Consider the following 23,047-nt stretch of genomic DNA (forward strand, 5'->3'; position numbering starts at 1 on the left):
GTGAGGCATCATGGAACTTCGACATCTGCGCTATTTCCTGGCGATCGCCGACGCAGGCAGCTTCACCGAGGGAGCGCGTCGCCTGCGCGTGGCACAGCCGTCGCTGACGCGTCAGCTCCGTGACCTCGAGGTTCATCTCGGCTCGCAGCTTTTCCTTCGGACACAGCGGGGCGTCATCCTGACCGAAGCGGGAAAAACACTGCTTCCCGAAGCGACCAGGGCAGTGGCGCAATTCGACAACGCGATCCGGCGTACGCGTGACATCGGTCGTCGCACGCGGCGCCTGGTTCTAGGCATGATCCCCGGGACGGAAGATGCATTGATCGTGCACGTCCGTAAGGCACTGGGCCCGCATATGCAGGACGTCGTCATCGATGTTCAGAGCAGAGTGCCACCCGAACTTATCAAGGCCTTGGAGAGTGGCACGATCGAGGCGGCCTTCATCAGGCATGGGGACGTTGGTCAAGAGTGGGCCACCAAAACGGTTCGGACGGAAGCCCTCGTGGCCATACTGCCCGCAAGGCACCGGTTGGCACGCAAACGGACTCTGGCGCCCGCCGACCTTTCTGATGAATCTTTTGTGGCGGTCGCGTCGGCGGTCGCGCCGGCTTTCCGGGCGGCCGTGGACAGGTTCCTCGGCCAAGGAACCCGCAATGCCGCTGCGCCGTGGCAGGAGACGGATACGATGTTGAGTATTTTCTCGATTGTGGCCGCAACGCGTTCCTGCAGTCTGGTGCCGAGCCATTTCTCCAGCATGCTGCCGAAGGGCCTTGTCGCGCGCCCGCTCAAGACAGTGTGTGAAGCGGACCTGAATCTAGTCCTGGCGTACTCGGCCGATCGAGTTTCTCCTGTGCTACAGGCGCTTTTACAAAAAACGTCATGAAATCGATTCCGCTCCCGGCGGAACAATTGCCTCTATTGATAAGCATCCTTCTGTCACGCATCAGATCCGACGGATCGACGAAGCGCATCGACAAACTTGTTAGGATAGCCATAGAAATTTTCATTATAAAGTTTTGTGAATCGACCATTTCGTTCGATCGAAAAGCCGGGGAAGCCCTGCAGTCCCGTTGTCTGCATCAAAGCGTGCGTCTGTGCGACATGGGCGCGGGCGGACTGGATGCTGAAGCTCACTGTGAAGGCATGAGCATCGAGCCCCAGCGTGGCTGCGATGTCGACGAGCGATTCGGGCTCGCTCACGCGCCTCCCGTCAACATAGTGCGCCTTTTGGATAGCCGCGAGCATGGAAGGACCGGCTTCGGTCTCGATCCGTTCGGTCGCCAACACAGTCGCAATGGGCGGCAGCGACCAGTATGACGTCGTCGGATCGTCGAGCAGTGTGTTGACATAATCAGTCCCGAACTGTTGGCCCGTCAACTCGGCGATCCGCGTGTCGGCCGAGCGCACATACACGGTCTTGTTCGGCCCGATGCATATGGGCTCGGGGACCAGACCCCACCATGCAGCCTGACGGCTACACCGGTGCGAATGCCAGCCTCCACCAATGGCGAGGTGCCGTAGCACCATCCGCACAGCGGGTCATAGATGTAATGGAGCGTAGGCACGATCATATGCATCCTCTCGAGGAAGAGGAAGCGACCGCTTCGCAGTATGGTGGCTGGGCGGCCGAGATCCGATCAATCGTGGTGCGGTGGTGCTTCGGGTGTCCTGTTCTGAAGAAACGTCGTGATCGTGGTGTCGAACGGCATCGTGGGGCGGCCGATCAGACGGGATAAGGTGTGGCTGTCGTCATACAATGCGCCTTTGGCCACGCCCGCATCCGTGTCGGACACGACCTTTGCAACCATTTCCGGCAGGCCTGCCGCCAGCATTGCCGACCGGAACGATTCCGGGATCATATCCCGATAGGGCATCTCTTTGCCGATGTTTTGCGTAACCACCGCGGCCAGATCGCTCAGCGTAAAGGAGGCGTCGCCGCCCAGTTCATAGACCTCGCCGGCGTGGTCACCGCCCGCCAGCACGACAGCCGCGGCCGCGGCATAGTCGGCCCGCGCGGCGGAAGAGATACGTCCGTTTCCTGCCGCGCCAAGCAGCGCGCCGGCCTTCAGCGCGCCAGGAAGCCGCCACGTGTAGACTTCGGAATACCAGCCGTTGCGCAGCAGCACATAGGGGACGCCCGATTCTGCCAGGGCGGCCTCCGTGTCGCGGTGCTCCTCCGCGAGGAACAGCGGCGAGGTATCGGCATGGAGGATGCTGGTATAGGCGATCAGACTGACGCCGGCGCTCTTGGCGGCATCGATGACGTTGCGGTGCTGGAGCTTTCGCTTACCATTCTCGCTGCTGGAGATCAGCAGCAGGCGGTCGACCCCGGCGAAGGCTGCCGCAAGCATCTCGAGCCGGGTGTAATCGGCGGCCCGGACCTCGATGCCTCTCTCCCGTAACGCCGTGGCGGCCTCGGCAGTTGTGTCCCGGACACCCGCGACAATCTCATTGGCCGGCACGTTCTCGAGCAACCTGTCGATGACTAGCCTGCCAAGCTGGCCCGTAGCCCCGGTGACGAAGAGTTTTCGGGATCCCATTGTCGTTCTCCTTGAGGTTCGTATTGAACGCAAGGTAAATAAAAGAGACCACTGGAGCCGGGAAGGAGGCAGGATTTTGGGACAGGGTGAGCCGAATGTAACCGCCTCGATCGTCACTAATGCCCCCAGCCGACGAGCCCCCGGGCTTCAGGACTGGTCCTTTGACCCGCACTGTCCCGTCCGGGATGTTCTCGACCGGATCGGCGACAAGTGGTCGACGCTGATTCTGATGACGCTCGCGGACGGCCCACAGCGGTTCAGTGCGGTAAGACGCGCGGTGCCGGACATTTCCAAGCGGATGCTGACGCAGACGTTTCGTGACCTTGAGCGCGACGGTCTGATCACGCGAACGGTGTTCCCGACCAAGCCGCCCAGTGTCGAATACGGTCTGACCTCCGTTGGGCAGACGATCCTGGAGCCGCTGGACGCGCTTGTCCGGTGGGCGGACCGTTACGGGAGTGCGATCAGGGGCGCGCGTGCGGCCTTTGATGAAGCGACCTGACGATGTCTGGTATCGGAGATGCCATCATTTCGATGATGTGACAGACGCCCGCAAGGTCAAGGCAATCCCCGTCCAGTTCGTCAAAGAGTTACTGTTCCGGATTTTACGATTTCGCGAGCTTGTTTAAATTCTCCGACGATATGATTCACGAAATGCCGTAGCTTTGGCGGCGGTGCCGCGTCCGCGGCCATGACGAGCTGCATCGGGCGCTTCCGGGGCTTTGCCTCGGGCAGCACTGCCACCAGGCGTCCTGCAGCGAGATCGTCACGCACGAGAAATTCCGGCTGCATGATGATACCGCGGCCCTCCAGTGCGGCCAGACGCAGCGCATGTCCGCTGTTCGAACGCAGGCGGCCGGTGACCCTGACGTCCGTCGTCTTCTTCGCATCACCGAACTGCCAGCGCCCGGGCGTCGATGACGCGGCAAAGTCCAGGCACGCATGCGCCTGCAGATCCTCCAGACGAGCCGGGATCCCGTGTCGCCTGAGATAGTCAGGCGCGGCGCAGATCACCAGCGTCAACGGCACCAGGCGACGCATGCGCAGCCGGGAATCCGGCAGCGCTCCGCCACGGATGGCGACGTCGAACCCTTCCGCGATCAGATCCACGCGGTGATCGTTGAGCCGCAGATCGACCGTCATGTCAGGAAAACGATCGAGATAACGACCGATCATGGCAGGCAGCATGGTCGTGCCAATCGAATGCGGTGCGCTGATCCGCAACAGCCCCCGCGGCACGATTCCGTTGTCGCCGGACAGCGCCTCAGCCTCCTCCAGATCAGCGAGAATGGCGCGACAGCGGGCATAATAGGAACGTCCAAGATCCGTCAGCGATTGCGTCCGTGTCGTGCGGACCAGCAGACTGCCGCCAAGACGGGCCTCCAGAAAGCGGACGTGATTGCCGACCATCGGCGCGGACAGCCCCAGACTGCGCGCGGCCGTCACGAAGCTCCCGCTTTCAACCGCACGCACGAAGCTGGTCATGGCGTCCAGGCGGTCCATTCGTAAACCCGACTTATGTTTGACGTTACGAAATGAGCTCTAATCGGAATTGCTTCCCGATGCCACGTTTTTCGGCAGACATGCAGGAGAACAAACATGCCTGAGAAACGCAAAGTGTTGGCCATAGGGGCCGCAGGCCATTTCGCAGGGCTCGTGCTGCCAGAGCTCGCCAAGCGTGGCGCCTATGTGCGCGGTTTTATCCAGAAGGACGCGGACCGAGAGGCGGTGCTGCAGCACGGTGCGCGGGAGACAGCGGTGGGCGACCTGCGCGATCCGGCTTCGGTCGAAGCCGCATTGCAGGGCATGGACGCTCTCTTCTATATCGCGCCGGCCTTCATCGCGGATGAAGGCGCCGTCGGCAGACAGGTGGTGGACGCGGCCGTCAGAGCGGGCGTCCGGCGCATCGTCTTTTCATCGGTCATTCATCCGACGCTGGGCACCCTCGTCAATCACCGCGAAAAGGGGCCAGTCGAGGAAGCGATTTTCAAGTCCAATGTGGAATATACCATTCTGCAACCGGCGATGTTCTTTCAGAACTTCGCCCAGGGATGGGCCGAGGTGGTCAAGTCCGGGACCTACGGCGAGCCGTGGTCGGCGGAGACGCGGTTTTCGCGGGTAGACTATCGCGATGTTGCCGAAGTCGCAGCGATGGCACTGACCGAAGACCGGCTTCTGTATGGCACGTTCGAGCTGTGCTCGGAGGGCAATTTGAATCGCCATGATGTCGCAGCCCTCATGGGCAAGGTTCTGGGACGCAACATTCGGGCTGGCACCGTCGATCTCGACAAGACGGGCGGTGGGAAGGACGCGCCGCCGCCGCCCATTCGGACCATGATGGATTGGTATAACCATCACGGCCTGCTTGGCAGCGCGCTCACACTGCGCGCGATCCTCGGACGCGAGCCGCGAACGCTGGAGGCGTATTTCGAAGAACTCAAGGCCACAGACGCCTGATCGCTTTTGGCCGTTCGCCTGTCATGGAGGCTGGCAACGGCCTCCGCCGCCAAAGCGCACAGAATTTCTGAAACCGTATTCTGCCAACAGATGACCGAGAGGGCCCCATGAGGCTGAAAGACAAAGTTGCCATCGTTACTGGCGCAAGTCGCGGTATCGGTAAAGCCGTAGCACTTCGGCTTGCATCCGAAGGGGCCACGGTTGCCGTCAACTATCGTGCGGACGATGCACCCGCAAATGCGCTGGTTACGGAAATCCAGGGGCGTGGAGGCAAGGCACAGGCGTTTCGTGCCGATGTGAGCAACCCTGATGAATGCCACGCTCTGGTCAGGAACGCGGTTGCGGCTTTTGGAAAAGTCGACATGCTCGTCAGCAACGCCGGTGTGGAGTTTTTTGGTCAGCTGGAAGACCTCACCCCGCAGGACTTCGAGCGCGTCTTTGCGATCAACGTCGGCGGCCAGCTTTTCATGACACAGGCCGCGGCGGCCGTCTTGCCGACCGGCGGACGGATTGTGCTCACCTCGTCGGTGAGCGCGCGGCTATCAGTGTTTCATCATACGCTCTACGCAGCGAGCAAGGCCGCCGTCTCGGCCATGGCGGCAAATCTCGCACCCGAACTGGGAGAGCGTGGCATCACGATCAATGCGATCGCCCCAGGGGGCACCGCGACAGCCATGGCCCGCGAGAACGGTCGCCTCTATACCCATCCGGCTCTGAGGGATGTGCCGGGAGACGCGACGCTGAAAAGCAAGACCGCCCTGCAGCGCCTGGCCCAGCCGGAGGAGATCGCCGCCGCTGTTGCATTCCTTGTGTCCGAGGATGCCTCGTACATCACAGGCAGCACGCTCGCCGTGGATGGAGGCAGGCTGTAGGAAACGGAAACGCACGACGCGAAGTAAGAACGCAGTGAAATTTCCACGATCCCTCTGCCGGGTTGGGCGATATCGATGAACAGGAGATGCAAGCTAATATCAGAGTGCAGACAGGAAAGCCTTGATGCTTTCGAGGATCTGCCAGCGGTTCTGCTCCATGACCACCATGTGCGTTCCTTCCCCGATCTCGGTCCAGCGCCGATAGGGGGCGTTCTGAAAGCGCGGAAACAGGTTCGCCATCTGGGTGATGGTCACATCGCGGTCCCATTCCGCATGCAGCAGAAGGACCGGGACGGTTATGCCTTCGGGGTCATAGAAGGCTTTTCCGGCGGACCAGTATTCGCGGACATCCTGGATCACGCCTGCGGGCGCACGGATGATGCCATCGTGTTCCGCAGGGTCACTGGCGAGAATGATCGTAGCCCATTGCTCGAACCATCCCGCGGGAAGTAACCAGTCGCGTTTGTGTTCGGGCACGCCCTCAAGCCAGCGTTGGCGGAATGCCTGGACATTGAAGCGCCGATATGCGTGGACAGGGCCGCCGGGATCGAGCCGGGAAACTCCGTCATTGATCCATTGCGGTGCGATCAGCGTCAGCTTTTCGACCTTGTCGTTATGGGCCGCCGTATAGGCTCCCGTCACCGTGCCACCCCAGGACATGCCGATCAGGCACAGGCGGGGGAGGGTGTGTTTCGTCAGGATGTAATCGACAGCGGTTCCCAGATCGCGCACGGCCGTCTCGGTTCTGACCTGCGGCGGGGCATCTTCCGGTGCGCCCTCCATTCCGGCTGGGCGCGTCGACCCACCGAAACCACGAACGTTGAGCGCGTAGACGTCGAAACCGTTTTGGGCGAGGATGTCCATGAATGACCCGTCGCCAACGGGAACGTCGAAAAGACTTTCTGACGGCAATGTCGCGCCATGCATCAGCAGGATGGTGCGTTGCGGACCGAATGTCTGGATATCTGTGCGGCGCTTATGACGCAGATGGAGCGCAATGTCCGCGGTATCGCTCGGGATATGCAGGTTTTCCGTCAGCAGGTTCGTCACTTGATATCTCCGTCGTCTGATTGTGCAAATTCCCAGGAAAATCCGGCTTCACGACGTCTGACGTAGCCAGCACCCGTTTCCGCGAAATGGCTGGTGAAACACAGGCTTCCGCTTTCGGCAGCCTGTTCGAGAAACCATCGGCGCGAGCGTTCGGCAGGTTGAATGAACTCGCAGTAAACGGAGCGCAGATCGGGGCGGTAGACCTGAAGAGGATGATGCATGACATCTCCCGTGAACCAGGCTTCCGCACCCTGTGAGCGCAGACGGATCGAGGCATGGTCGATGCTGTGTCCCGGGGTGGGATGAAAAGAGAAGCCTGCGAGGACCTCCCGACCGTCGATCCGGATGGCCTGGCCAAGCCCAGCATTGATGACGGGAAGCATGCTGTCCGTGTAGACACGGGGCAGGGGGCGATGATCGGGCGGCCCCAGCACATCAGGTGGCAAATCAGGCGCGGGATCGATACCGTCATTGGCCGCGCCGTAGCGGGCTTCGATCGCCGAATAGATATGACGCGCCTTCGGAAAGGTGGGCACCCATTTTCCATCGCGCAGGCGGGTGTTCCATCCGACATGATCGGCGTGGATATGCGTGTGCAGCACAGCATCGATTTGTCCGGGCCGAACGCCTGCTGCGGCAAGGTGTTCGAGGAATGGCGTATGCAGATGATCCAGGGCCGGCGCGTCCGGCAGGGGTTTGTCGTTACCGGTGGCGGTATCGATCAGAAGAGTGATGTCCGGGAATTGGATGAGCCATGCATGGGTTCCCTGAGCAAGCCTGCCGGTCGCGGCATCAAAGGATCCCGGTGTCAAAGACGGACCGAACGTCGTCAGTGCCTCAGTATCGATATCCGGATACAGTCTTCTGGGATCGGCATTGTCCCACTGAAGCTCGGGAATGCGCGTGATGCGGGCGTCGCCCGCCTGAAAAACCGCTGTCATGATTGGCCTTGATGCGATTGTTTTATGTCACATCAGAAGCTAGGGTGCGGCAGGTCATCATACAAATCGATCTGAATCATGAAGCCTATCGATCATTTCAATCTTCGTTCCTTCGACCTTAATCTCCTGATTGCTTTCGATGCGCTCGTATCGGAACGCAGCGTCACCAAGGCGGCGCATCGTTTGCGCATCCAGCAACCGGCGATGAGCCATACGCTGGCAACACTCAGGGTGTTATTGGCGGACGAAGTGCTGGTAAGGACGGGTGCGGTGATGCAGCCGACCGCCAAAGCGGCTGCCATGGCGCCGCATGTGGGTAGTCTGCTGAGGCAGGCTCAGGGCATCCTGACAGCCGAGGATCGGTTTGATCCCAGGACGGAACAGCGGATTTTCCGTTTCGGCTTTTCATCCGAACTCGAAGTCTTCTTGATGCCGACACTGGCAGCTTATCTGCAGCGTCATGCGCCGGGGATACGGCTGCTGTCACGAGGTTCGCCGCGAGGCGAGGTGCATACGTTGCTGGACACCGGCGCGCTGGACATCGCGGTCGGGTGTTTCGATTTTGGCCTGGAGCGCCATTGTGGAATGCCGTTGTATGAACAGTCGCTCGCGTGCTGCTTCAACCCCGATCTGATCGACGCCGGCGCGCCGCTTACGGTCGAGCGCTATCTTGCGCTGCCCCATGTTCTCATGACTCTGAAAGACGATATTCAGGGATGTCTGTCAGAGGCGTTGATGCAGATTGGCGAGGAACTCAACGTTGTCCTTGCCGCATCGGATTTCCTGACCGCCCTTGCCGCGGCGGCCGCGGCGCCGGTTCTGGCGACGCTCCCCAGCCAGATCGCACACCAGCATGCGGCCCATTTCGGTCTGACGCTACGGCCGGTGCCGCTGAATTTGCGCATTCCGGCAGTGTCGATGGTCTGGTCGGCTCGCAGCAACCGCGATCCGGCTGCCGTATGGCTGCGTGATGTCGTTGCTACGATATTAAAGACTGACGTCGGGGCGAGGCCGTGGGACGGGGCTTGACGCTTTTCAGTCGGAACTGGATTTGGCACCGTCACTTTTCATGATCATCTTGAGCGAATAAACCACGCCATCCGGGTTCAGATTTTACCCGCATGGCACGATAGAAGCGGCGTGGGTTCTGGTTGACCCTCGTAATAGGGGGCCTCGCGCAGAAAGCCTCGGCGGTTGAGGCCATCGATCACGAGCGAGCCGCTATCGGGATAGGTGCAGACCTCCGCAGGTGGCTCGGCGCCGATTGCGAGATAGACCAGATCTCCCATGCCATCCTGGGTCACGGGGTTCGCGATCTGATGAGCGACCCCCGTATCGGCTGGACAGGAAATGCAGTCTCCCGGGCCGATGTCATACACGCGGTCGCCGTAGCGGAAGAGACCCTGCCCTTCGAGCACGACGAAGATCTCGTCGGCCTGGAGGTGCGTATGTGCCGGACACGCACTGTGGCCCGGAGGCACCCGCACGGCCCCCATGCCGAGACGGCCCATACCGAAACGCCCCGGTCCGGCGTTTCTCATCATAGGCGTCAGGTCGCGCCGGAAATGCGCCCAGGCGGCAGGCACGTCGGCCGCGACTTCCGGCGTCGCGTGCATGTTGACGATCATAGATGCCTTCTCGGTCATGTCGTTCTCCCGTATCCGCGCTGGCCAAACAGGGGCCGTTTTTTCCGGCATGCTCGTCGCGAGCATCACTCTTGACGTCGGCAGTCCGAAATGTAAGGCGCCGCATGCGCGATGTCGAGAATGAGGCGTGAGCTGCAGGTCACTTCTCACTGCATCCTGGATGTTCGAAACTGTGGCGTTTTTTTCAAAAGCGGGCGTCGTCAGCAGACGAGAACTTCCCGGCAAACCGCCTGCACTGTGTCGCGAAGCCAGCGGTGGGCAGGATCGGCGTCTAGCCTGGGATGCCACATGGCGGAAATGGCGATTTCAGGCGTCTTCACGGGAAGGGGGAACGATTTCAGACGCGATATCCCTGCGCGATCATCGGGCGGGTGGCTGAGACACGATCGCGGGACATGCGTCACCAGATCCGATTGCCGCACGATCTCGAGCGCATCCGGAAAGCCAGGCACGACGACCGACACGGTGCGCTGGTATCCCAGCTGCTCCAGCGCATCATCAACCGGCCCTCTGAACGTCCCGCGTCGCGAGGTCGTGACATGGCGGCATGCGGCATAGCGCGCCACGCTGATCTCTCCGTCCAGGAAAAGGGAATGGCCGATGCGCGCCACCCCGACGAACGCGTCCCGGAACAGGAGCCGACTTCGGATCTCGGGCGCCGACACGCCCCGCACGCCGATCTCCAGATCAATCCGTCCCTCTCGCAGCGGCAGCACATCCTTGTCCGGCTTGGGCGCAAACCGCAGACGAACACAAGGTGCTTCTTTCAGGGCGGCAGTTACCAGAGGCGCCGCGGCAACATTGAGAAATCCCTCATTGGCGCGAAGGACAAATGTCCGATCCAGCGTTTCCAGAGCCAATTCCCGATGCTGCGGACGCAGGACAGCCTGCGCGTCACGGGTCAGGGCATGAACGTGCTCACGAATGTTCATCGCATACGGCGTCGGTACAAGATGCCGACCCGCCCGCACCAGCAACGGATCGCCGGTGGCCGTGCGAAGCCGCGTCAGCGTGCGGCTCATGGCGGATGGGCTAAGCCCAAGCCGACGGGCCGCGCCGGTCACGCTGACCTCATCAAGCAGCACATCCAGCGCGATCAGAAGATTAAGATCCACATTCTCCATGCGCTGAACTTATCAACGGTGACCGGCAACAGATAGCGTCGTATGCAATAATACATTGATCCCGCTGCGTCTGGCGCCTACTTCGGGTCCGCCCCTATCTTCGGTTGAAGCGAAAACAGGCATGTTCCGTCGTGACGGAGAGCCTGCGGAAAGGAGCCATCCCATGAAGCTGATCGGCATCGAAGAGCATTTTCTGACGCCCGAAGTGAAAGACGCCTGGTCCACCATCGGTCTTGACGCCGCTGACCCGAGCGTCGCGTTCCACGGCGGCCCGCTTGCGAAGAGGCTGGCCGATCTCGCCGAAGAGCGGCTGGCGCTCATGGACGAAACCGGGCTGGACGTGCAGGTGCTGTCGCTCACCACACCGTCATTGCACGACCTTGGACCCGAGAGTGTTGAGCTGACGCGCCGCGCGAACGATGCCGTGGCGGAAGCAATCGCCCGCCATCCGGACCGCTTTCAGGCGCTGGCGACCCTGCCTGTGGCAATGCCTGACGAAGCGGCCCTGGAACTCGAGCGCTGCGTCAGGACGCTCGGCTTCAAAGGAACGATGCTGTGCGGGCGCGTGGGCCATCGTAACCTAGACCACGCTGATCTGTTGCCGATCTTCAAGAGTGCTGCGGCACTAAAGGCGCCAATCCTGCTTCACCCCAGAGCGCCGGAAAAGGCCGTCCGGGATGCCTATTATTCCGGGTTCAGCCCGCAGGTGGATGCCGCGTTTTCCTGTTTCGGTCTCGGCTGGCATTATGACGCCGGCATCCAGTTTTTGCGTCTCGTGCTGGCGGGCCATTTCGATCGTTTCCCGGATTTACAGGTTATTCTGGGCCACTGGGGCGAGTTGGTCCTGTTCTACGCCGAGCGTATCGCCAACATGGATCGCGTTTCCGGACTCGCCCATCCCATGGCGACGTATTTCCGGCGCAACCTGTCTGTCACGGCGAGCGGCATCTACCTGCCGCATTATCTGGAACAGGCGGCACGCATTGTCGGCCATGACCGGCTGCTGTTCTCCACCGACTATCCGTATCAATACCGCCCCGGCCGCGACGCACGACGCTTCCTCGAAAACTGCGGTCTGGACAAGGCCGCGACGCAGGGTTTCGCACACGGAAACTGGGAGCGGCTGATCGCAGGATTGCCTCAGCCAGCGTAGGCGGCCGAGACGCCGAACGTCGTGGGACGGCGCCCCTATGACGCCATCAGCGCCCGGAGCTGCGCATGCACCCAAGGGTATAATTCCTCGCCCTTCGTGTTGAGCTTCGACTTCAGGTCGCGCGTCGTGTCGTCAGCCAGAATTTCGAGAGCTCCAGCGGCGATGCCGTCATAGGCCTGTGTCACGATGCTCGCCGCGCTGCTCTTCGGAATATTCCAGTTCTTCGTCATCGGCGTGTCGATCATGCCGACCAGCAGCCCGATGACCTGCGTGTTCTGTCCCTCCAACGCCATACGCAAGCCATTGGTCGCCGACCACAGCGCCGCCTTCGAGGCCGCATAGGCCGTCGGTATGCTGATCCATGCTGCAACGGACAAAATATTGAGCATCGTCCCGCCGCCATTGGCGCCAAGAACCGGCGCAAAGGCGTTGGCGACGTTCAACGTGCCAAAGAAATTCGTGTCAAAGATGCGCCGTGTCTCCTCTTCGGGCTGGAGCAGGACATCCGCTTCCGGTGCGATGGCCGCGTTGTTGATAAGCAGGTCACAGTCAGGCGCGCTGGCGACAGCGCGTGCGATGTCATCGGCTTTCGTGATGTCGAGCGTCAGCGGCACGATGCGAGCATCATCCCAGGCCCTAAGCTGCCGGGCTGCGGCATAGACGCGGCGTGCGCCCCGCTGCACGGCCTGCCGGACGAATTCTTCCCCGAGACCGCCATTGGCGCCGGTTACGAGCACGACCCGATCCTCCAGCGTGCGGCAAGTCTTGTCGGTTGGCTGCGTCATCCTGTAGTTCTCCATCAAGTGGGGATTGTCCCCGAAACACTATCCGGGGACAATCCCCACTTGGTCAAGAGAGGACATTCGTGACCGCCGACCAGGACATAAGCTCAGCCGTGCCGCGTCCCATGCGCGCCGATGCGCGGCGCAACCGGGACGCGATCCTTGCAGCTGCCCACGCGACATTCGAGGAAGAGGGTGTTCTTGCCTCCTTTGACGGCATCGCCCTGCGTGCAGGCGTGGGAAATGCGACGCTTTATCGGAACTTTCCGACACGGGACGATCTGCTCGCCGCCGTGGCGTCGGTCAGCATCGAAGCTGCGCTGTCCGAAGCTGATGCGCTGTCCGGATCGCTCGCCCCGAAGGAAGCACTGGTGGAATGGCTGATCCGGCTCGCTTGGAGACTGCGCATCTGGCACGACCTGCCGACCTGTGTCGCCTCCGCTCAGGGAGACCCGCAGTCGGCCATGGCGACGGCGTGCGCCGCGCTGATCGACAGAACAGGGGTCTTTCTGCGCCAGACAACTCTCTCTGGAGATGCCGTGGGTACCGTGATGGCGACGGACGTGTTCGAACTCGTTGTGGCGTTGTCCTGGGCGGTCGACCGGTTCGGGGACGATGAACCGGCCGCACGCCGGCGTGTCTCGATGGGAATTGCCGGTATCTTTCAGGGCACTCACCACCAATGACACGCGGATGTGGCCGTTGATTATGGCTGACCGGCTTCGGCCATCCATTGCATCGCGTCTTCACCGGCAGCGATCTTGAGCGGCGTGCCCGGATCGTTGGCCGCCCGCCAGATCGCGTCCGCCACATCCGCAGCATGAGTAACTGGACCGTTGGCTTCGCGGAAGCTGGCGATCATGCCCTCGATCATCGGCTTGTAGTCAGCGTTGTCCAGACCCCGTAGATGCGGCATGGCATTGGTACCGAAGCTTGTCTCAGGCGAACGCCCGGGAAGGATCGTGTGCACACGGATGCCGAATGGCTTTGTTTCAATTGCGAGACTCTCTGTGAGCGCATTCACGGCCGCCTTGCTAGCCCGGTAGACGCCAACCAGCGGCAACGGCTTGAGCGTCACTGACGACGTGACGTTAATAATAATGCCGCTGCGGCGCTCGCGCATTTTAGGAAGAACCGCCTGTATCATCGCCAGTGTGCCAAGCGTGTTGGTTTCGAACAACTGTCGTGCCGTCTCCGGTGCGATCAGTTCGATCGGCACGGCTGCACCAAATCCCGCATTGTTGACCAGCACGTCGATATCGCCGACCTGCTTGACCACTTTCCGGATGCTGTCCGGATCGGTGACGTCGAGTCGCAAGACGGTGAGATTATCTGAAGTGGGCAGAATATCAGTCTTGGGCTGTCGCATTGTCGCGACGACGTTCCAGCCTTTTTCGAGGAACAGTTTCGCGGTCTCGAGGCCGAAGCCCGAGGAACATCCGGTGATAAGAACGGTCGGCATGAGCGTGCTCCAAGAGTGTTTGTGATCCTCCGAATATGGCTCTGGAGCCAGAGACCATCTATACTTCTAGGTCTTGAATCCATTGGCGATAGTCCTGTTATGACCATTGATCCGCTTGCCGAGATCGTGACCCTGCTCCAGCCCTCGGCCAGTTACTCCAAGCTCGTCGAATATGCCGGACGATGGCGCATCCACCGCAACATCGAAGGCAAGCCGGTTTTTTTCGCGGTCCTGGAGGGGGAATGCCGGGTCGTATCGTCCGGCCGCCCGCCGATCATCGTGAGAAAAGGCGATTTCGTGCTGTCCCCTTCGACCAACGATCATGTCGTCGAAAGCATCGACGCACCGCCTTACGGGATCGCCATGATGCCGACGGAGATTGGCGAGGGGCGTTTTCGGGTTGGACAGCCCGACGAACCGGTTAATCTCAGGATGCAGGTCGGACTTTGCAGCTTCGCCTCCCCCGACGCTGCGTTGCTCGTCTCGCTGTTGCCGGCGATGATCGTCGCCAGCGGTGAGCCGCGGCTGGCCCTTCTGCTGCAGCTGGTAGCCGACGAGACGCGCCATTCCCGGCCGGGCCGGGAGGTGGTCCTGGAGCGCCTGCTCGAGGTGCTGCTCATCGAGGCGCTTCGGTGCGGGGCCGACGTGACCTCGATACCGAGCCTTTCTCGAGGGCTGACAGACGATCGACTGGTCTCAGCCTTGCGGGCGATGCATGGGCTTCCAGCGCACTCTTGGACTGTTGCTGCTCTTGCCCGCGAGGCCGGAATGTCGCGCTCGGCATTCTTCGCGCGGTTCAGCCGCGTCGTCGGGCATCCGCCGATGGAATATCTGCTGGCATGGCGCATGGCGCTTGCGAAACGCCTGCTGCGCACGCGCGAGCTGGGGATCGAGCATATCGCCGCGCAAGTCGGCTATGGCTCGGGGAGCACATTCAGCACCGCCTTCGCCCGTCACGTTGGAATGTCACCAGTACGATATGTTCGGTTGGAAGGGCATACCTAGCAAGGGGCCTTGGTTTCCCCGTTTCAATTGTCTGTGAACTTGGCGTCATGAGGCGGGCGGGCAGAAGGCGCCCGCATGTCGGTCGTGCTGTGCGACAGCTAAAAAGCCGGGTAGTGGACATTGCCGTCGATGCTCTGCCCTGCATGATGCGAAATTCGCTTGGTGTCTCATGCACCGCTGACGCGCGCGCGATAGTGTTCCAGAACCGGCGCAACGCCCTCTGGCGAGAAGACGCTGTTCAGCCCTCGGGCCGCTCCTTCGGCTGACGCGGCAGCACGCATGGACATTGCCTCTTCATACCGGGTGACGGACATCCAGCCGCCATCTGAGGTCAGCGCTTCAGCCAGATCGACCGCGTCGGCGAGTGCCAGGTTCACGCCTTCGCCCGAAAAGGGGGACATCAGATGCGCGGCATCGCCCAGCAGCGTAACACCTGTCCGGCTTTGCCATCGATGCGCGACCGGCATCGCATAAAGCGGCCGGACACCAATCACGTCCCCAGTCTCGATCACTTCTCTCAACATGGGGGCCCATCCCGCAAAGTCCTCTCGCAGGGCCTGTCGCAACTGGTCGGGGGATGATGCCTGCCATTCTCGTGCCGTGGCTTCAGCCAAACGAAGGCCAGCATAGCCTCGAATATGTCCAAATCCGTTTCTTTGCGTGATCAGGGCACGGTTATCGCCCACCGCGAACATCTTCCCGGTGCCAGTCAACATGCTGATCGTGGGATGTCGGGCGACATCGAAGCCCAGCTCGACCAGCGTGACGCCCTCATAGGCCGGCTCGGCGTTGCTGAGCAGCGGCCGGACGCGCGACCAGGCACCATCGGCCCCGACCACGACGTCGAACCGTTCGGTCCAGCCGTCTCCAGCCAGCACGAAGCCATCAGCACCGGGAGCGATCCCTGCGACACGACATCCCCAGCGGACCGTGTCGGGCAGGAGTGAGTCCAGGAGGATCCCGCGTAACGCCGTTCGATCGATTTCAGGCCGGTCATCCGTGGGATCGTCACGATCGAACAACAGGGCACCATCGGAATCATAGAGCCGGTCACCCTGATCCTCTGGACGTGCGGCCGCGATAAACGCGCTTTCCAGACCCGCCTGCCGCATCGCGTACTGGCCGGTTCGACTGTGCAAATCGAGAGAGCCGCCCTGCGGGCGCTCCTCAGCATGGGTGTCCCGTTCGAACACCACGGGCGATCGGCCGCGACGTTGCAACAGCCGGGCAAGTAGCAAGCCACCCGGCCCACCTCCGACGATCGCGATCCGATTCATTGCCATGTCAGCACCTCTCATCTACATAGTGACCTATATATAGTAACATAGGCACCTATGCAATGAGCGACGACGAATGGGACCCCTTGCGCCATCCCGGCCACTATTTCAGCCGGATTGCCCGAGGTCTGAGCCGCGTCGGTGATGCGCGGCTACGCGGCCTTGGGTTGGCCACGGCGCAACTGCCGATCCTGACCGCGCTCAAGGACGGCGCGCAACTCTCGCAAAAACAGCTGGCGCATTGGGCGAAGGTCGAGCAGCCGACCATGGCGCAGATGCTGTCGCGCATGGAACGCGACGGCTTGATCCGGCGCACGCCAGATCCGAATGACAGGCGCTCGAGCCTGATCTCGCTGACGAAGACGGCGCTCGAGCGACTGCCTGCCGGCCGCGCGGTGTTGCGTCAAGGTAATGCCGATATGACGCAGGGTTTGACCTCGGAGGAGGTCAATACGCTTGTGGAGCTGCTCAGGCGGGTGCTGGCCAATATCGAGGTCATGGAACCATGAGGCTTATCTGCTGTCGCCTCTTTTCGGACATTCGACAGACTGACACATTATCCCGAAAGCGGTTATTCAGACGTCCCGGTGAGCAAAGACTGTCAGACCGAAGGCATTTTCGACCACGGAGGCGAAACGCAGTGTTGCTTCGCCGTCCGAAAAGGATGGTATAAAAACCAGAGCACAAACAGATGTCGTGGTGCTCTCTGCGTCTTTCGGCAAACCGGAATCCCAGCTTACAGCGCCGCCATAACAGCAATAGACTTCTAGCGCTGCCGTATTCCTCAAGACGGGCGCGCCCGGCGGCGCCAATGGCTCAAGGGAGACAACAAGTCTGTTCGAAAATGCCAGCGCGGCGGCAAGCGCGACCGTGTGCTCGACATCGTCCATGAGAAACACCGGGAACTGGCGCCGGCGCTTTGCGTCCCGCAATGCCGCTGTGATCTGATCGAGCGTGCCTTCCAGCGTAAACCCTTCATATGGCGCTGTGTTGACGGAAAGTTCCTCCTGCCAGGCAGGCGGGACATTCCGTCCCCAGACCACCACGTCGATCGCGGTCATGGTCAGATCAAGCAGAATGGTCGGGTCACTCGCGGCGCGCACGCGCGGCGCCAAAGCCACAGCCGGATCCGGCCAGCTTTCAATAACAAGCATGCTCAGGCCGCGATGACGAGAGGCTCGTCCGCGGAGGCTCCACAGGCATCCGCGGCGTCGACCGTCAGCAGAAGCCGCATCCTGTCACCTTCGGGCAGAACCGAGAGCGGCGGCGAACGGTGGCGGAGGGTGTCGTCCTCCCGCCAGTTCGGTGCGCAACGCCCCTTGAGAAACACGACCGCCCCCGGCTCGGCCTCGGCAATTGTGCGCCCTTCGTCGCGCGTCCATTGAACACCCGGGCCGCAGTACGTGCAAAGCAGGCGCAGATCCACGCAATCGACATGGAATTTCCGGCAACTGTCGCTAACGACGCGTTCCAGCCGCACCCGAAGCGCATCATGTCCGGAAATCGACTGAAAAGTCTGCGCCAGTATCCGCATATCCTCGAGAAGCATCTGCGTCTCGGCCGTGAATGCCTGACGGACCGCCGTGTCGATGGACGCAAACGTTCCTCTCGCCACAATCAGCCGCGGACCGGTTGCGAGGTGGCGATGTGCCGCCTGACGCAGTCGGTCCGGCAGCACGCGACGGCTCATGGCCATCGCATGTCCGGGCGCGCGTACGGGCTTGCAATCGACAAGGAGCTGAATCTCCCTTCGCGTTAAGCATGCATCGGATGGCGTGACGTTAGGCATGGTCGAAGCATCTACCATCTTGATAGTACGTTATAACATAACGTATTAGGTAGGCAGAGACAACATTCAGGTGGGCCTCATGAACGACCTTGCGACCAACAAGCTGCCCGTCACGGTGCTTTCCGGCTTCCTCGGGCGGGCAAGACCACGCTGCTCAACCACATCCTCAACAACCGCGAGGGGCGAAAGGTCGCGGTCATCGTCAATGACATGAGTGAAGTGAACATCGACGCCGATCTCGTGCGCCACGGCGGCAGCAATCTTTCACGGGCCGACGAAAAACTGGTGGAAATGAGCAACGGGTGCATCTGCTGCACCTTGCGTGATGACCTGCTGCAGGAAGTCGGGCGCCTGGCCCGTGAAGGTCGGTTCGACTATCTGCTGATTGAATCAACGGGCATCTCCGAACCGCTCCCTGTCGCGGCGACTTTTGAATTCCGGGACGAGGACGGCCACAGCCTGAGCGATCTTGCCCGTCTCGACACGATGGTGACAGTGGTCGATGCGGTCAATCTCCTCAAGGACTATGCCTCGTCCGATTTTCTGCGCGACCGCGGCGAGACGGCCGGAGAAGGTGACGAGCGTGCGCTGGTAGACCTGCTCGTCGAACAGATCGAGTTGGCCGATGTCGTCATCCTCAACAAGATCGACACCGCATCATCCGAGCAGGTCAGCGCGGCACGGCAGATCATCCTGTCGCTCAATCCGGATGCCGACGTCATCGAAAGCAGCCAGATGTGTCTGGGTCGGCGTGGAGCAGAACCAGTGGTCGCAGACCGTGAACGCATCGGCCAGTGCGTAATGAAAGAGAATGTCATTGCGCGTATAGTAGCCCATCGTCATATCCGTCTTGTGACGGGGCCATTGATTGTTCCAGCCCTTATTGATCGCGGCATGTGTCGGCGACCAGCTGTGATCAAGGTCGATCACACATTGCGCGCTGGTGGTCTGTGTCGGGAGATGGAAGGGCGTGATCCAGCCGTCCGTCGCGTTATGTCGCTGTTGCCACCAGACGGGCAGGCCTTCCGGGCCGCGCACGACATGTCGGTCCCCATAGCCGCGCACGCCGGAGAGATGACCGAGATAGTGGTCGAACGACCGGTTCTCCTGCATCAAAACAACGATATGCTGAACATCCTCGATCGTTCCGCTTTCGCGTCGCGCAGGAATGGCGCGGGCACGTTGGATCGACGGAAGCAGACTGGCCAGCGAGAGGCCGGCGCCCGCGGTCAGAAGTCTTCGGCGTTTGATGTCTGATGGCAATGATACAGCCCCCTCCGCGCGTATAGGAACGTTATGTTGTATCGCATCCAGCGTGGAGTCGACTGCTTCTGCGTCGGTTTTATTTCTGTTCCACAACAAGCATGACTGAACGCCATCGGTCTGCTTGGAGGACTGCTGTTTGACCTCGGAAGCGGACGCTATACAGCGCCGCCTCTTGAGGATGACGAAACAGCGCGAAAACTCTGGGAGACCGATCTTCATCAGGTGAGGGAGCAGAGCGCAAAAGAGGCCCGGGTCCTCGCTGCGGAGCGGGAGACGGATCATACCCATACCGAGATTCAGGGATGGCTTCGCGATCTGGGGTTTTCCTTGGAGTATGATGTCTGGATTGCCGCCAACGATCGCAGTCGTCCATGGCAGGACGGCCAGCTGGGGGATGGTTGCCTGTCGGTATTGCCGGGGTTCACAACGGAAACGCAAGGGGCACAATCCGTGCGGCTGATCGATGTTCTGTGGCTGGACCGGGAAAGCCACCGGATTGTTGCAGCATTCGAGGTCGAGCATTCAACGACCATCTATTCCGGCATTGTGCGGATGCTGGATCTTGCTCTCGGGTCAGAGGCGCAGGCTCTGGAGGGACTATTCCTTGTCGCACCGGATAAGAGAGAAGCCGATGTGCAGGAACAGTTGAAGCGACCGGCCTTCAGTAGGATCGCCGATCTGAAAGTCCGATATCTACCTTATGGAGCGCTTGAGACGGATCGTAAGGCAATTGAGCGCTTTGGACAGGGTATGAAACCTATTCAGGCCATATCCCATCTTCTTACCCCAGCATGATAGTGATGGCCGAAATGGAGGGGGAAAAGCTGAATGTCAGCTTCCAGAGAGAAGCATCTGATAGCAGACACTCGGATCAACACTTTTAGGCACTCAACGCGGTGAGAAACAGGCGGTCAACTCCTTACCTGCGCTGTGGAGGACCGGATAAGAAGCTCGGTGGGCAGAACAACGGTGCGGACGCCTTTATCGCCCTCGATCGCGCCAAGAAGCATCTGACCGGCTTCGCGGCCGAGTTCGTCATGCCGGACACTGACCGTCGTCAAGCCTGGCGCAACGAGTTCGCCGAATGGGATATTGTTGTATCCCGTAACGGAGATGTCCCTGGGGCAGACGAGGTTGCGCTCTCGCAACGCCTGTAGGGCACCGAATGCGAGAAGGTCGCTTCCGGCTACTATGGCCGTCGTATCAGGACTGCGGTCCAGTATCTGAAGCGTCGCCATACGTCCGTGCTGCTGGTCGAGGCTGCGAGCGGCGACAATGTTGTCAGATAGGAGATCCTGTCGTTGCATGGCGGCAAGGAATCCGGCGCGGCGCGCGGCTCCGGTCGATAGGGTTTGTGGGCCCGCAATATAGGCGATCGCCCGATGGCCTAGTGCAACGAGATGATCCACGGCCATCCCCACTCCGGCAGCATCGTCGCTGGTGACGGAGGAAATGGTATCCTCGTCGGTTCGACGATTGAGCAAAACCAGAGGTAGCTCGCGGGACCGGACCCACGAGACGATCTCGTCGCGTCGCGAAGCGGTCGCAAGGATCAGGCCATCGACCTGCCGGGCATCCAGTCGCCGGATCAACTCCTTCTGGCCGGCGAGATCGGGCGGAGCCTGAACCAGAAGGGTCGCGTAGCCAAGTTTGGACACTACCGCATCGATCCCGGCAAAAAGCGTCGGGAACAATGGGCTTTTCAAATCTGGCACCAGAAAGGCGATCATGTTGCTTCGGCCGGATCGCAAGGCAGCGGCAGCGGCGCCCGGCTGATAGCCCAAGGCCTCTGCCGCGACCAGGACGCGGGCGACGACATCCTTCGAGATGCGATGCCGCATTTTGGGATTCAGCGCGCGCGAGACCGTCGAGGGATGCACCCCGGCCCGGGCCGCGACATCGGTAACCTTTATGCGCGCGTGCGCCATTGTTTGTCCTCGCTTGCAGCGGTTCAGCGTGCACTCGTTTTCTTGCCGACCAAAACCTTACACACCTTAAGAAACTTCATACACCCTAGATTTTCCGAGATTTACGAAGCGCAGGGACGGTCGGGAAACGTTTGACAATGGATAGGTATTGGTTTTACGTGCAATCGTTTTCCGAACACGTGAGAAAAAATGCAACCGACGCCCATGACACTCCCTCCGCAACAGGAAAAAGGCCTCCTCCTGGCCCTGGGGCTTGCAACGGGTGTGGAATTCTACGTCGCGGACGGACTCAACCTGATTCTCGTCGATATTGCTGGAGCCATGGGCATTTCCCTCGATCAGGCAAGCTGGATCCTGACGGTTTATACGGGCGCGATGTTCATCGGCATCCCGCTTAGCGGCTGGATGGCGGCGCATTTCGGGCCACGCCGCTATCTGATCGGAAGCGTCTGTCTGTTCGGTCTTTCGACAATCGGTTGCATGATTTCGATGGATTTTCCTGTCTTCCTTTTCTGGCGCTTCATCCAGGGGCTTGCCGGGAGCGCCCTGTTCACCTGGTGGCGCGGCACGATCTATACGGTCCTGCCCAAGGCCAAGCGCGGCGCCAGCATGCAGAAGACGTCGATACGCCTGTCGCTTTCAAGCGCCTGTGGGCTGCTGGTCAGCGGCTGGGTGACGGAATTCCTCGGCTGGCGGCTGATGTTTCTGCCCGCCCTAGTGCTCGCGGGCACGGCAGTAGCGCTCCTTCTTCGCCATTATCCCGATCTGCCGCCATCGCGCGAAGAGCGTCATCAGAGGCCGGACTGGTTCGGAGCGGCGATCGCCGTCGTTTCGATCGGTGCGCTTCAGGTCGTGCTGAGCCGTGGCGATGTCGACGACTGGTTCGCGAGCAGCCTGATCCGGGGTCTCTCGGCCATAACGGCGATCGGGTGTGTGCTGTTCGTGGCATGGCAGTTCAGTCCGCGCAACGATGCGCCTCTCCTGCATCTCGGCGTGTTGCGCGATCGCATGTCCTTCTCGGCCGGACTGCTCGGCGTGCCCACGGGCATGATCCTCGCGGGGTGCCTGTTCGAGTTGCCGGAATTCCTGCGTGGCGTCATGCAGCCGGATTTCAGCGCATCCCAGGCGGGCGTCTTCATGGCCATCTATTCGCTCATGACGGCTTTCGCCCGGTCGCAGAGTGGAAAGGTTCACGCGCGCATCGGCCAGCGCAAGGGACTTCTGGTCGCGATGCTGCTGCTGATCCCGTCAATGCTCCTGATCAATCGCCTCATGACGTCGGGCACGCCGCCATTCTACTATATCCCGGCCCTGGCCCTGTTCGCCGCCTGCCAGACGCTGCTTCTGCCGGGGATCGGCAGCGGCGCGATGTCGCGCGTATCCGACGAGCGGTTCCTTGATGCCGTCACGATCTACATGACGGCACGCCAGTTCGGCGCGTCTCTCGGCATCGCGCTGTTGACCGTCCTGATCGATCACCGCCTTACCCTGCATTCCTCGCGACTGTATGAGGCCTTGCAGACGGGCCGTGACAGCACGGCATCGTGGCTGCGTCAGGGAGCCGGTCTTTTACTCAGCCATTCCGGTCTTTCGCCTGAGCGTACCGTCGAAGGCGCAATCGATCTGCTGTCAGAGACAGGGCGGCGGCAGGTCGAGACGCTGGCCTATGCGGACGGCTTTCTTTTCATGGCGACAATAGGCGTCCTGATGGTCCTCCTGATCCCGCTCATGCCGCCGACCCCGGTCAAGAAGTAA

The 23,047-nt window shown here is 61.0% G+C and carries 24 protein-coding genes and 2 pseudogenes; 12 read left to right on the plus strand and 14 right to left on the minus strand.

The window, feature by feature from the left end; all coding sequences use genetic code 11:
• Window positions 1-10 precede the first annotated feature (10 nt).
• Window positions 11-883 carry a LysR substrate-binding domain-containing protein gene (locus A0U93_RS00270; RefSeq protein WP_077805601.1) on the plus strand — a complete coding sequence of 291 codons (873 nt, stop codon included), beginning with the start codon at window positions 11-13 and terminating at the stop codon, window positions 881-883.
• A 53-nt stretch (window positions 884-936) separates the two neighbouring features.
• On the opposite strand, the gene A0U93_RS00275 is transcribed toward A0U93_RS00270, so the two are convergent.
• Together A0U93_RS00275 and A0U93_RS00280 are read right to left on the minus strand one after the other, a co-directional pair.
• Window positions 937-1,413 (minus strand): hypothetical protein, encoded by a 477-nt coding sequence (locus A0U93_RS00275; RefSeq protein WP_077805602.1) that lies wholly within the window; start codon window positions 1,411-1,413, stop codon window positions 937-939.
• Between the two features lie 224 nt (window positions 1,414-1,637).
• The gene (locus tag A0U93_RS00280; protein ID WP_077805603.1) at window positions 1,638-2,540 is read right to left on the minus strand and encodes an SDR family oxidoreductase; all 903 of its coding nucleotides are present in this window, start codon (window positions 2,538-2,540) and stop codon (window positions 1,638-1,640) included.
• A gap of 76 nt (window positions 2,541-2,616) precedes the next feature.
• Here A0U93_RS00280 and A0U93_RS00285 point away from each other — a divergent pair, with 76 nt between their 5' ends.
• Complete coding sequence (locus tag A0U93_RS00285) at window positions 2,617-3,042, plus strand: winged helix-turn-helix transcriptional regulator (RefSeq protein WP_245824977.1); 426 nt, start codon at window positions 2,617-2,619, stop codon at window positions 3,040-3,042.
• Between the two features lie 80 nt (window positions 3,043-3,122).
• Here the strand turns inward: A0U93_RS00285 and A0U93_RS00290 are convergent, their stop codons facing one another.
• The gene (locus tag A0U93_RS00290) at window positions 3,123-4,043 is read right to left on the minus strand and encodes a LysR family transcriptional regulator (RefSeq protein ID WP_077805605.1); all 921 of its coding nucleotides are present in this window, start codon (window positions 4,041-4,043) and stop codon (window positions 3,123-3,125) included.
• Between the two features lie 96 nt (window positions 4,044-4,139).
• Here A0U93_RS00290 and A0U93_RS00295 point away from each other — a divergent pair, with 96 nt between their 5' ends.
• Together A0U93_RS00295 and A0U93_RS00300 are read left to right on the plus strand one after the other, a co-directional pair.
• Window positions 4,140-4,997, plus strand: a complete 858-nt coding sequence (locus A0U93_RS00295) for an NmrA family NAD(P)-binding protein (protein WP_077805606.1) — start codon at window positions 4,140-4,142, stop codon at window positions 4,995-4,997.
• A gap of 107 nt (window positions 4,998-5,104) precedes the next feature.
• Complete coding sequence (locus A0U93_RS00300) at window positions 5,105-5,869, plus strand: SDR family NAD(P)-dependent oxidoreductase (RefSeq protein ID WP_211274030.1); 765 nt, start codon at window positions 5,105-5,107, stop codon at window positions 5,867-5,869.
• Window positions 5,870-5,968: 99 nt separating this feature from the next.
• Here the strand turns inward: A0U93_RS00300 and A0U93_RS00305 are convergent, their stop codons facing one another.
• Window positions 5,969-6,919, minus strand: coding sequence for an alpha/beta hydrolase (locus A0U93_RS00305; RefSeq protein WP_077805607.1), 951 nt, complete (start codon window positions 6,917-6,919; stop codon window positions 5,969-5,971).
• Entirely contained in the window at window positions 6,916-7,860 is a 945-nt protein-coding gene (locus tag A0U93_RS00310; protein WP_147151255.1) for an MBL fold metallo-hydrolase, read from the minus strand. Before A0U93_RS00310 ends, A0U93_RS00305 begins: the two co-directional genes overlap by 4 nt.
• A gap of 78 nt (window positions 7,861-7,938) precedes the next feature.
• Here A0U93_RS00310 and A0U93_RS00315 point away from each other — a divergent pair, with 78 nt between their 5' ends.
• Window positions 7,939-8,889, plus strand: a complete 951-nt coding sequence (locus A0U93_RS00315; protein ID WP_077805608.1) for a LysR substrate-binding domain-containing protein — start codon at window positions 7,939-7,941, stop codon at window positions 8,887-8,889.
• A 77-nt stretch (window positions 8,890-8,966) separates the two neighbouring features.
• Here A0U93_RS00315 and A0U93_RS00320 read toward each other — a convergent pair whose 3' ends face one another.
• Window positions 8,967-9,506 (minus strand): cupin domain-containing protein, encoded by a 540-nt coding sequence (locus tag A0U93_RS00320; protein WP_169852654.1) that lies wholly within the window; start codon window positions 9,504-9,506, stop codon window positions 8,967-8,969.
• A 200-nt stretch (window positions 9,507-9,706) separates the two neighbouring features.
• Window positions 9,707-10,630, minus strand: coding sequence for a LysR family transcriptional regulator (locus tag A0U93_RS00325; protein ID WP_077805610.1), 924 nt, complete (start codon window positions 10,628-10,630; stop codon window positions 9,707-9,709).
• 163 nt (window positions 10,631-10,793) lie between these two features.
• Between A0U93_RS00325 and A0U93_RS00330 the strand changes: the two genes are divergently transcribed.
• The gene (locus tag A0U93_RS00330) at window positions 10,794-11,783 is read left to right on the plus strand and encodes an amidohydrolase family protein (protein WP_077805611.1); all 990 of its coding nucleotides are present in this window, start codon (window positions 10,794-10,796) and stop codon (window positions 11,781-11,783) included.
• Between the two features lie 35 nt (window positions 11,784-11,818).
• On the opposite strand, the gene A0U93_RS00335 is transcribed toward A0U93_RS00330, so the two are convergent.
• Window positions 11,819-12,568, minus strand: a complete 750-nt coding sequence (locus tag A0U93_RS00335; protein ID WP_147151259.1) for an SDR family oxidoreductase — start codon at window positions 12,566-12,568, stop codon at window positions 11,819-11,821.
• An 80-nt stretch (window positions 12,569-12,648) separates the two neighbouring features.
• Between A0U93_RS00335 and A0U93_RS00340 the strand changes: the two genes are divergently transcribed.
• The gene (locus A0U93_RS00340; protein ID WP_245824979.1) at window positions 12,649-13,251 is read left to right on the plus strand and encodes a TetR/AcrR family transcriptional regulator; all 603 of its coding nucleotides are present in this window, start codon (window positions 12,649-12,651) and stop codon (window positions 13,249-13,251) included.
• A 20-nt stretch (window positions 13,252-13,271) separates the two neighbouring features.
• Here A0U93_RS00340 and A0U93_RS00345 read toward each other — a convergent pair whose 3' ends face one another.
• Window positions 13,272-14,027: an SDR family oxidoreductase gene (locus A0U93_RS00345; protein ID WP_077805614.1), complete on the minus strand. Its 756-nt coding sequence runs from the start codon at window positions 14,025-14,027 to the stop codon at window positions 13,272-13,274.
• Window positions 14,028-14,126: 99 nt separating this feature from the next.
• Here A0U93_RS00345 and A0U93_RS00350 point away from each other — a divergent pair, with 99 nt between their 5' ends.
• Window positions 14,127-15,032, plus strand: coding sequence for an AraC family transcriptional regulator (locus A0U93_RS00350; RefSeq protein ID WP_077805615.1), 906 nt, complete (start codon window positions 14,127-14,129; stop codon window positions 15,030-15,032).
• A gap of 167 nt (window positions 15,033-15,199) precedes the next feature.
• Here A0U93_RS00350 and A0U93_RS00355 read toward each other — a convergent pair whose 3' ends face one another.
• Entirely contained in the window at window positions 15,200-16,315 is a 1,116-nt protein-coding gene (locus tag A0U93_RS00355; RefSeq protein ID WP_077805616.1) for an FAD-dependent oxidoreductase, read from the minus strand.
• Between the two features lie 56 nt (window positions 16,316-16,371).
• Between A0U93_RS00355 and A0U93_RS00360 the strand changes: the two genes are divergently transcribed.
• Window positions 16,372-16,818 (plus strand): MarR family winged helix-turn-helix transcriptional regulator, encoded by a 447-nt coding sequence (locus tag A0U93_RS00360; protein WP_077805617.1) that lies wholly within the window; start codon window positions 16,372-16,374, stop codon window positions 16,816-16,818.
• Window positions 16,819-16,884: 66 nt separating this feature from the next.
• On the opposite strand, the gene A0U93_RS00365 is transcribed toward A0U93_RS00360, so the two are convergent.
• Complete coding sequence (locus tag A0U93_RS00365; protein WP_077805618.1) at window positions 16,885-17,463, minus strand: hypothetical protein; 579 nt, start codon at window positions 17,461-17,463, stop codon at window positions 16,885-16,887.
• Window positions 17,464-17,465: 2 nt separating this feature from the next.
• Window positions 17,466-18,116, minus strand: coding sequence for a DUF1826 domain-containing protein (locus A0U93_RS00370; protein ID WP_147151269.1), 651 nt, complete (start codon window positions 18,114-18,116; stop codon window positions 17,466-17,468).
• Between the two features lie 61 nt (window positions 18,117-18,177).
• On the opposite strand from A0U93_RS00370, the pseudogene A0U93_RS00375 reads away from it, so the two are divergent.
• Window positions 18,178-18,833 (plus strand): annotated as a pseudogene (locus A0U93_RS00375) (GTP-binding protein); the annotation flags it as partial.
• Here A0U93_RS00375 and A0U93_RS17005 read toward each other — a convergent pair.
• Window positions 18,756-19,583 carry an alkaline phosphatase family protein gene (locus tag A0U93_RS17005; RefSeq protein ID WP_342743076.1) on the minus strand — a complete coding sequence of 276 codons (828 nt, stop codon included), beginning with the start codon at window positions 19,581-19,583 and terminating at the stop codon, window positions 18,756-18,758. The pseudogene A0U93_RS00375 and the gene A0U93_RS17005 overlap by 78 nt on opposite strands.
• Between A0U93_RS17005 and A0U93_RS00385 the strand changes: the two are divergent.
• Window positions 19,470-20,159 (plus strand): annotated as a pseudogene (locus A0U93_RS00385) (type II restriction endonuclease); the annotation flags it as partial. The gene A0U93_RS17005 and the pseudogene A0U93_RS00385 sit on opposite strands and share 114 nt — an antisense overlap.
• A 116-nt stretch (window positions 20,160-20,275) precedes the next feature.
• On the opposite strand, the gene A0U93_RS00390 reads toward A0U93_RS00385, so the two are convergent.
• Entirely contained in the window at window positions 20,276-21,292 is a 1,017-nt protein-coding gene (locus tag A0U93_RS00390; RefSeq protein ID WP_077805620.1) for a LacI family DNA-binding transcriptional regulator, read from the minus strand.
• 204 nt (window positions 21,293-21,496) lie between these two features.
• Here A0U93_RS00390 and A0U93_RS00395 point away from each other — a divergent pair, with 204 nt between their 5' ends.
• Entirely contained in the window at window positions 21,497-23,047 is a 1,551-nt protein-coding gene (locus tag A0U93_RS00395; protein WP_169852656.1) for an MFS transporter, read from the plus strand.

The organism is Neoasaia chiangmaiensis (assembly GCF_002005465.1).
Taxonomy (GTDB): domain Bacteria; phylum Pseudomonadota; class Alphaproteobacteria; order Acetobacterales; family Acetobacteraceae; genus Neoasaia; species Neoasaia chiangmaiensis.

Bases quoted from the DNA above. Each gene is read 5' to 3' on its own strand.
- A0U93_RS00395 (WP_169852656.1), top strand. From the start codon at position 21,497: ATGACACTCCCTCCGCAACAGGAAAAAGGCCTCCTCCTGGCCCTGGGG.
- A0U93_RS00390 (WP_077805620.1), bottom strand. From the start codon at position 21,292: ATGGCGCACGCGCGCATAAAGGTTACCGATGTCGCGGCCCGGGCCGGG.
- A0U93_RS00310 (WP_147151255.1), bottom strand. From the start codon at position 7,860: ATGACAGCGGTTTTTCAGGCGGGCGACGCCCGCATCACGCGCATTCCC.
- A0U93_RS00295 (WP_077805606.1), top strand. From the start codon at position 4,140: ATGCCTGAGAAACGCAAAGTGTTGGCCATAGGGGCCGCAGGCCATTTC.
- A0U93_RS00335 (WP_147151259.1), bottom strand. From the start codon at position 12,568: ATGACGCAGCCAACCGACAAGACTTGCCGCACGCTGGAGGATCGGGTC.
- A0U93_RS00315 (WP_077805608.1), top strand. From the start codon at position 7,939: ATGAAGCCTATCGATCATTTCAATCTTCGTTCCTTCGACCTTAATCTC.
- A0U93_RS00300 (WP_211274030.1), top strand. From the start codon at position 5,105: ATGAGGCTGAAAGACAAAGTTGCCATCGTTACTGGCGCAAGTCGCGGT.
- A0U93_RS00360 (WP_077805617.1), top strand. From the start codon at position 16,372: ATGAGCGACGACGAATGGGACCCCTTGCGCCATCCCGGCCACTATTTC.
- A0U93_RS00365 (WP_077805618.1), bottom strand. From the start codon at position 17,463: ATGCTTGTTATTGAAAGCTGGCCGGATCCGGCTGTGGCTTTGGCGCCG.
- A0U93_RS00355 (WP_077805616.1), bottom strand. From the start codon at position 16,315: ATGGCAATGAATCGGATCGCGATCGTCGGAGGTGGGCCGGGTGGCTTG.
- A0U93_RS00325 (WP_077805610.1), bottom strand. From the start codon at position 10,630: ATGGAGAATGTGGATCTTAATCTTCTGATCGCGCTGGATGTGCTGCTT.
- A0U93_RS00270 (WP_077805601.1), top strand. From the start codon at position 11: ATGGAACTTCGACATCTGCGCTATTTCCTGGCGATCGCCGACGCAGGC.
- A0U93_RS00370 (WP_147151269.1), bottom strand. From the start codon at position 18,116: ATGGTAGATGCTTCGACCATGCCTAACGTCACGCCATCCGATGCATGC.
- A0U93_RS00290 (WP_077805605.1), bottom strand. From the start codon at position 4,043: ATGGACCGCCTGGACGCCATGACCAGCTTCGTGCGTGCGGTTGAAAGC.
- A0U93_RS00345 (WP_077805614.1), bottom strand. From the start codon at position 14,027: ATGCCGACCGTTCTTATCACCGGATGTTCCTCGGGCTTCGGCCTCGAG.
- A0U93_RS00330 (WP_077805611.1), top strand. From the start codon at position 10,794: ATGAAGCTGATCGGCATCGAAGAGCATTTTCTGACGCCCGAAGTGAAA.
- A0U93_RS00320 (WP_169852654.1), bottom strand. From the start codon at position 9,506: ATGACCGAGAAGGCATCTATGATCGTCAACATGCACGCGACGCCGGAA.
- A0U93_RS00350 (WP_077805615.1), top strand. From the start codon at position 14,127: ATGACCATTGATCCGCTTGCCGAGATCGTGACCCTGCTCCAGCCCTCG.
- A0U93_RS00280 (WP_077805603.1), bottom strand. From the start codon at position 2,540: ATGGGATCCCGAAAACTCTTCGTCACCGGGGCTACGGGCCAGCTTGGC.
- A0U93_RS17005 (WP_342743076.1), bottom strand. From the start codon at position 19,583: ATGAAGATCGGTCTCCCAGAGTTTTCGCGCTGTTTCGTCATCCTCAAG.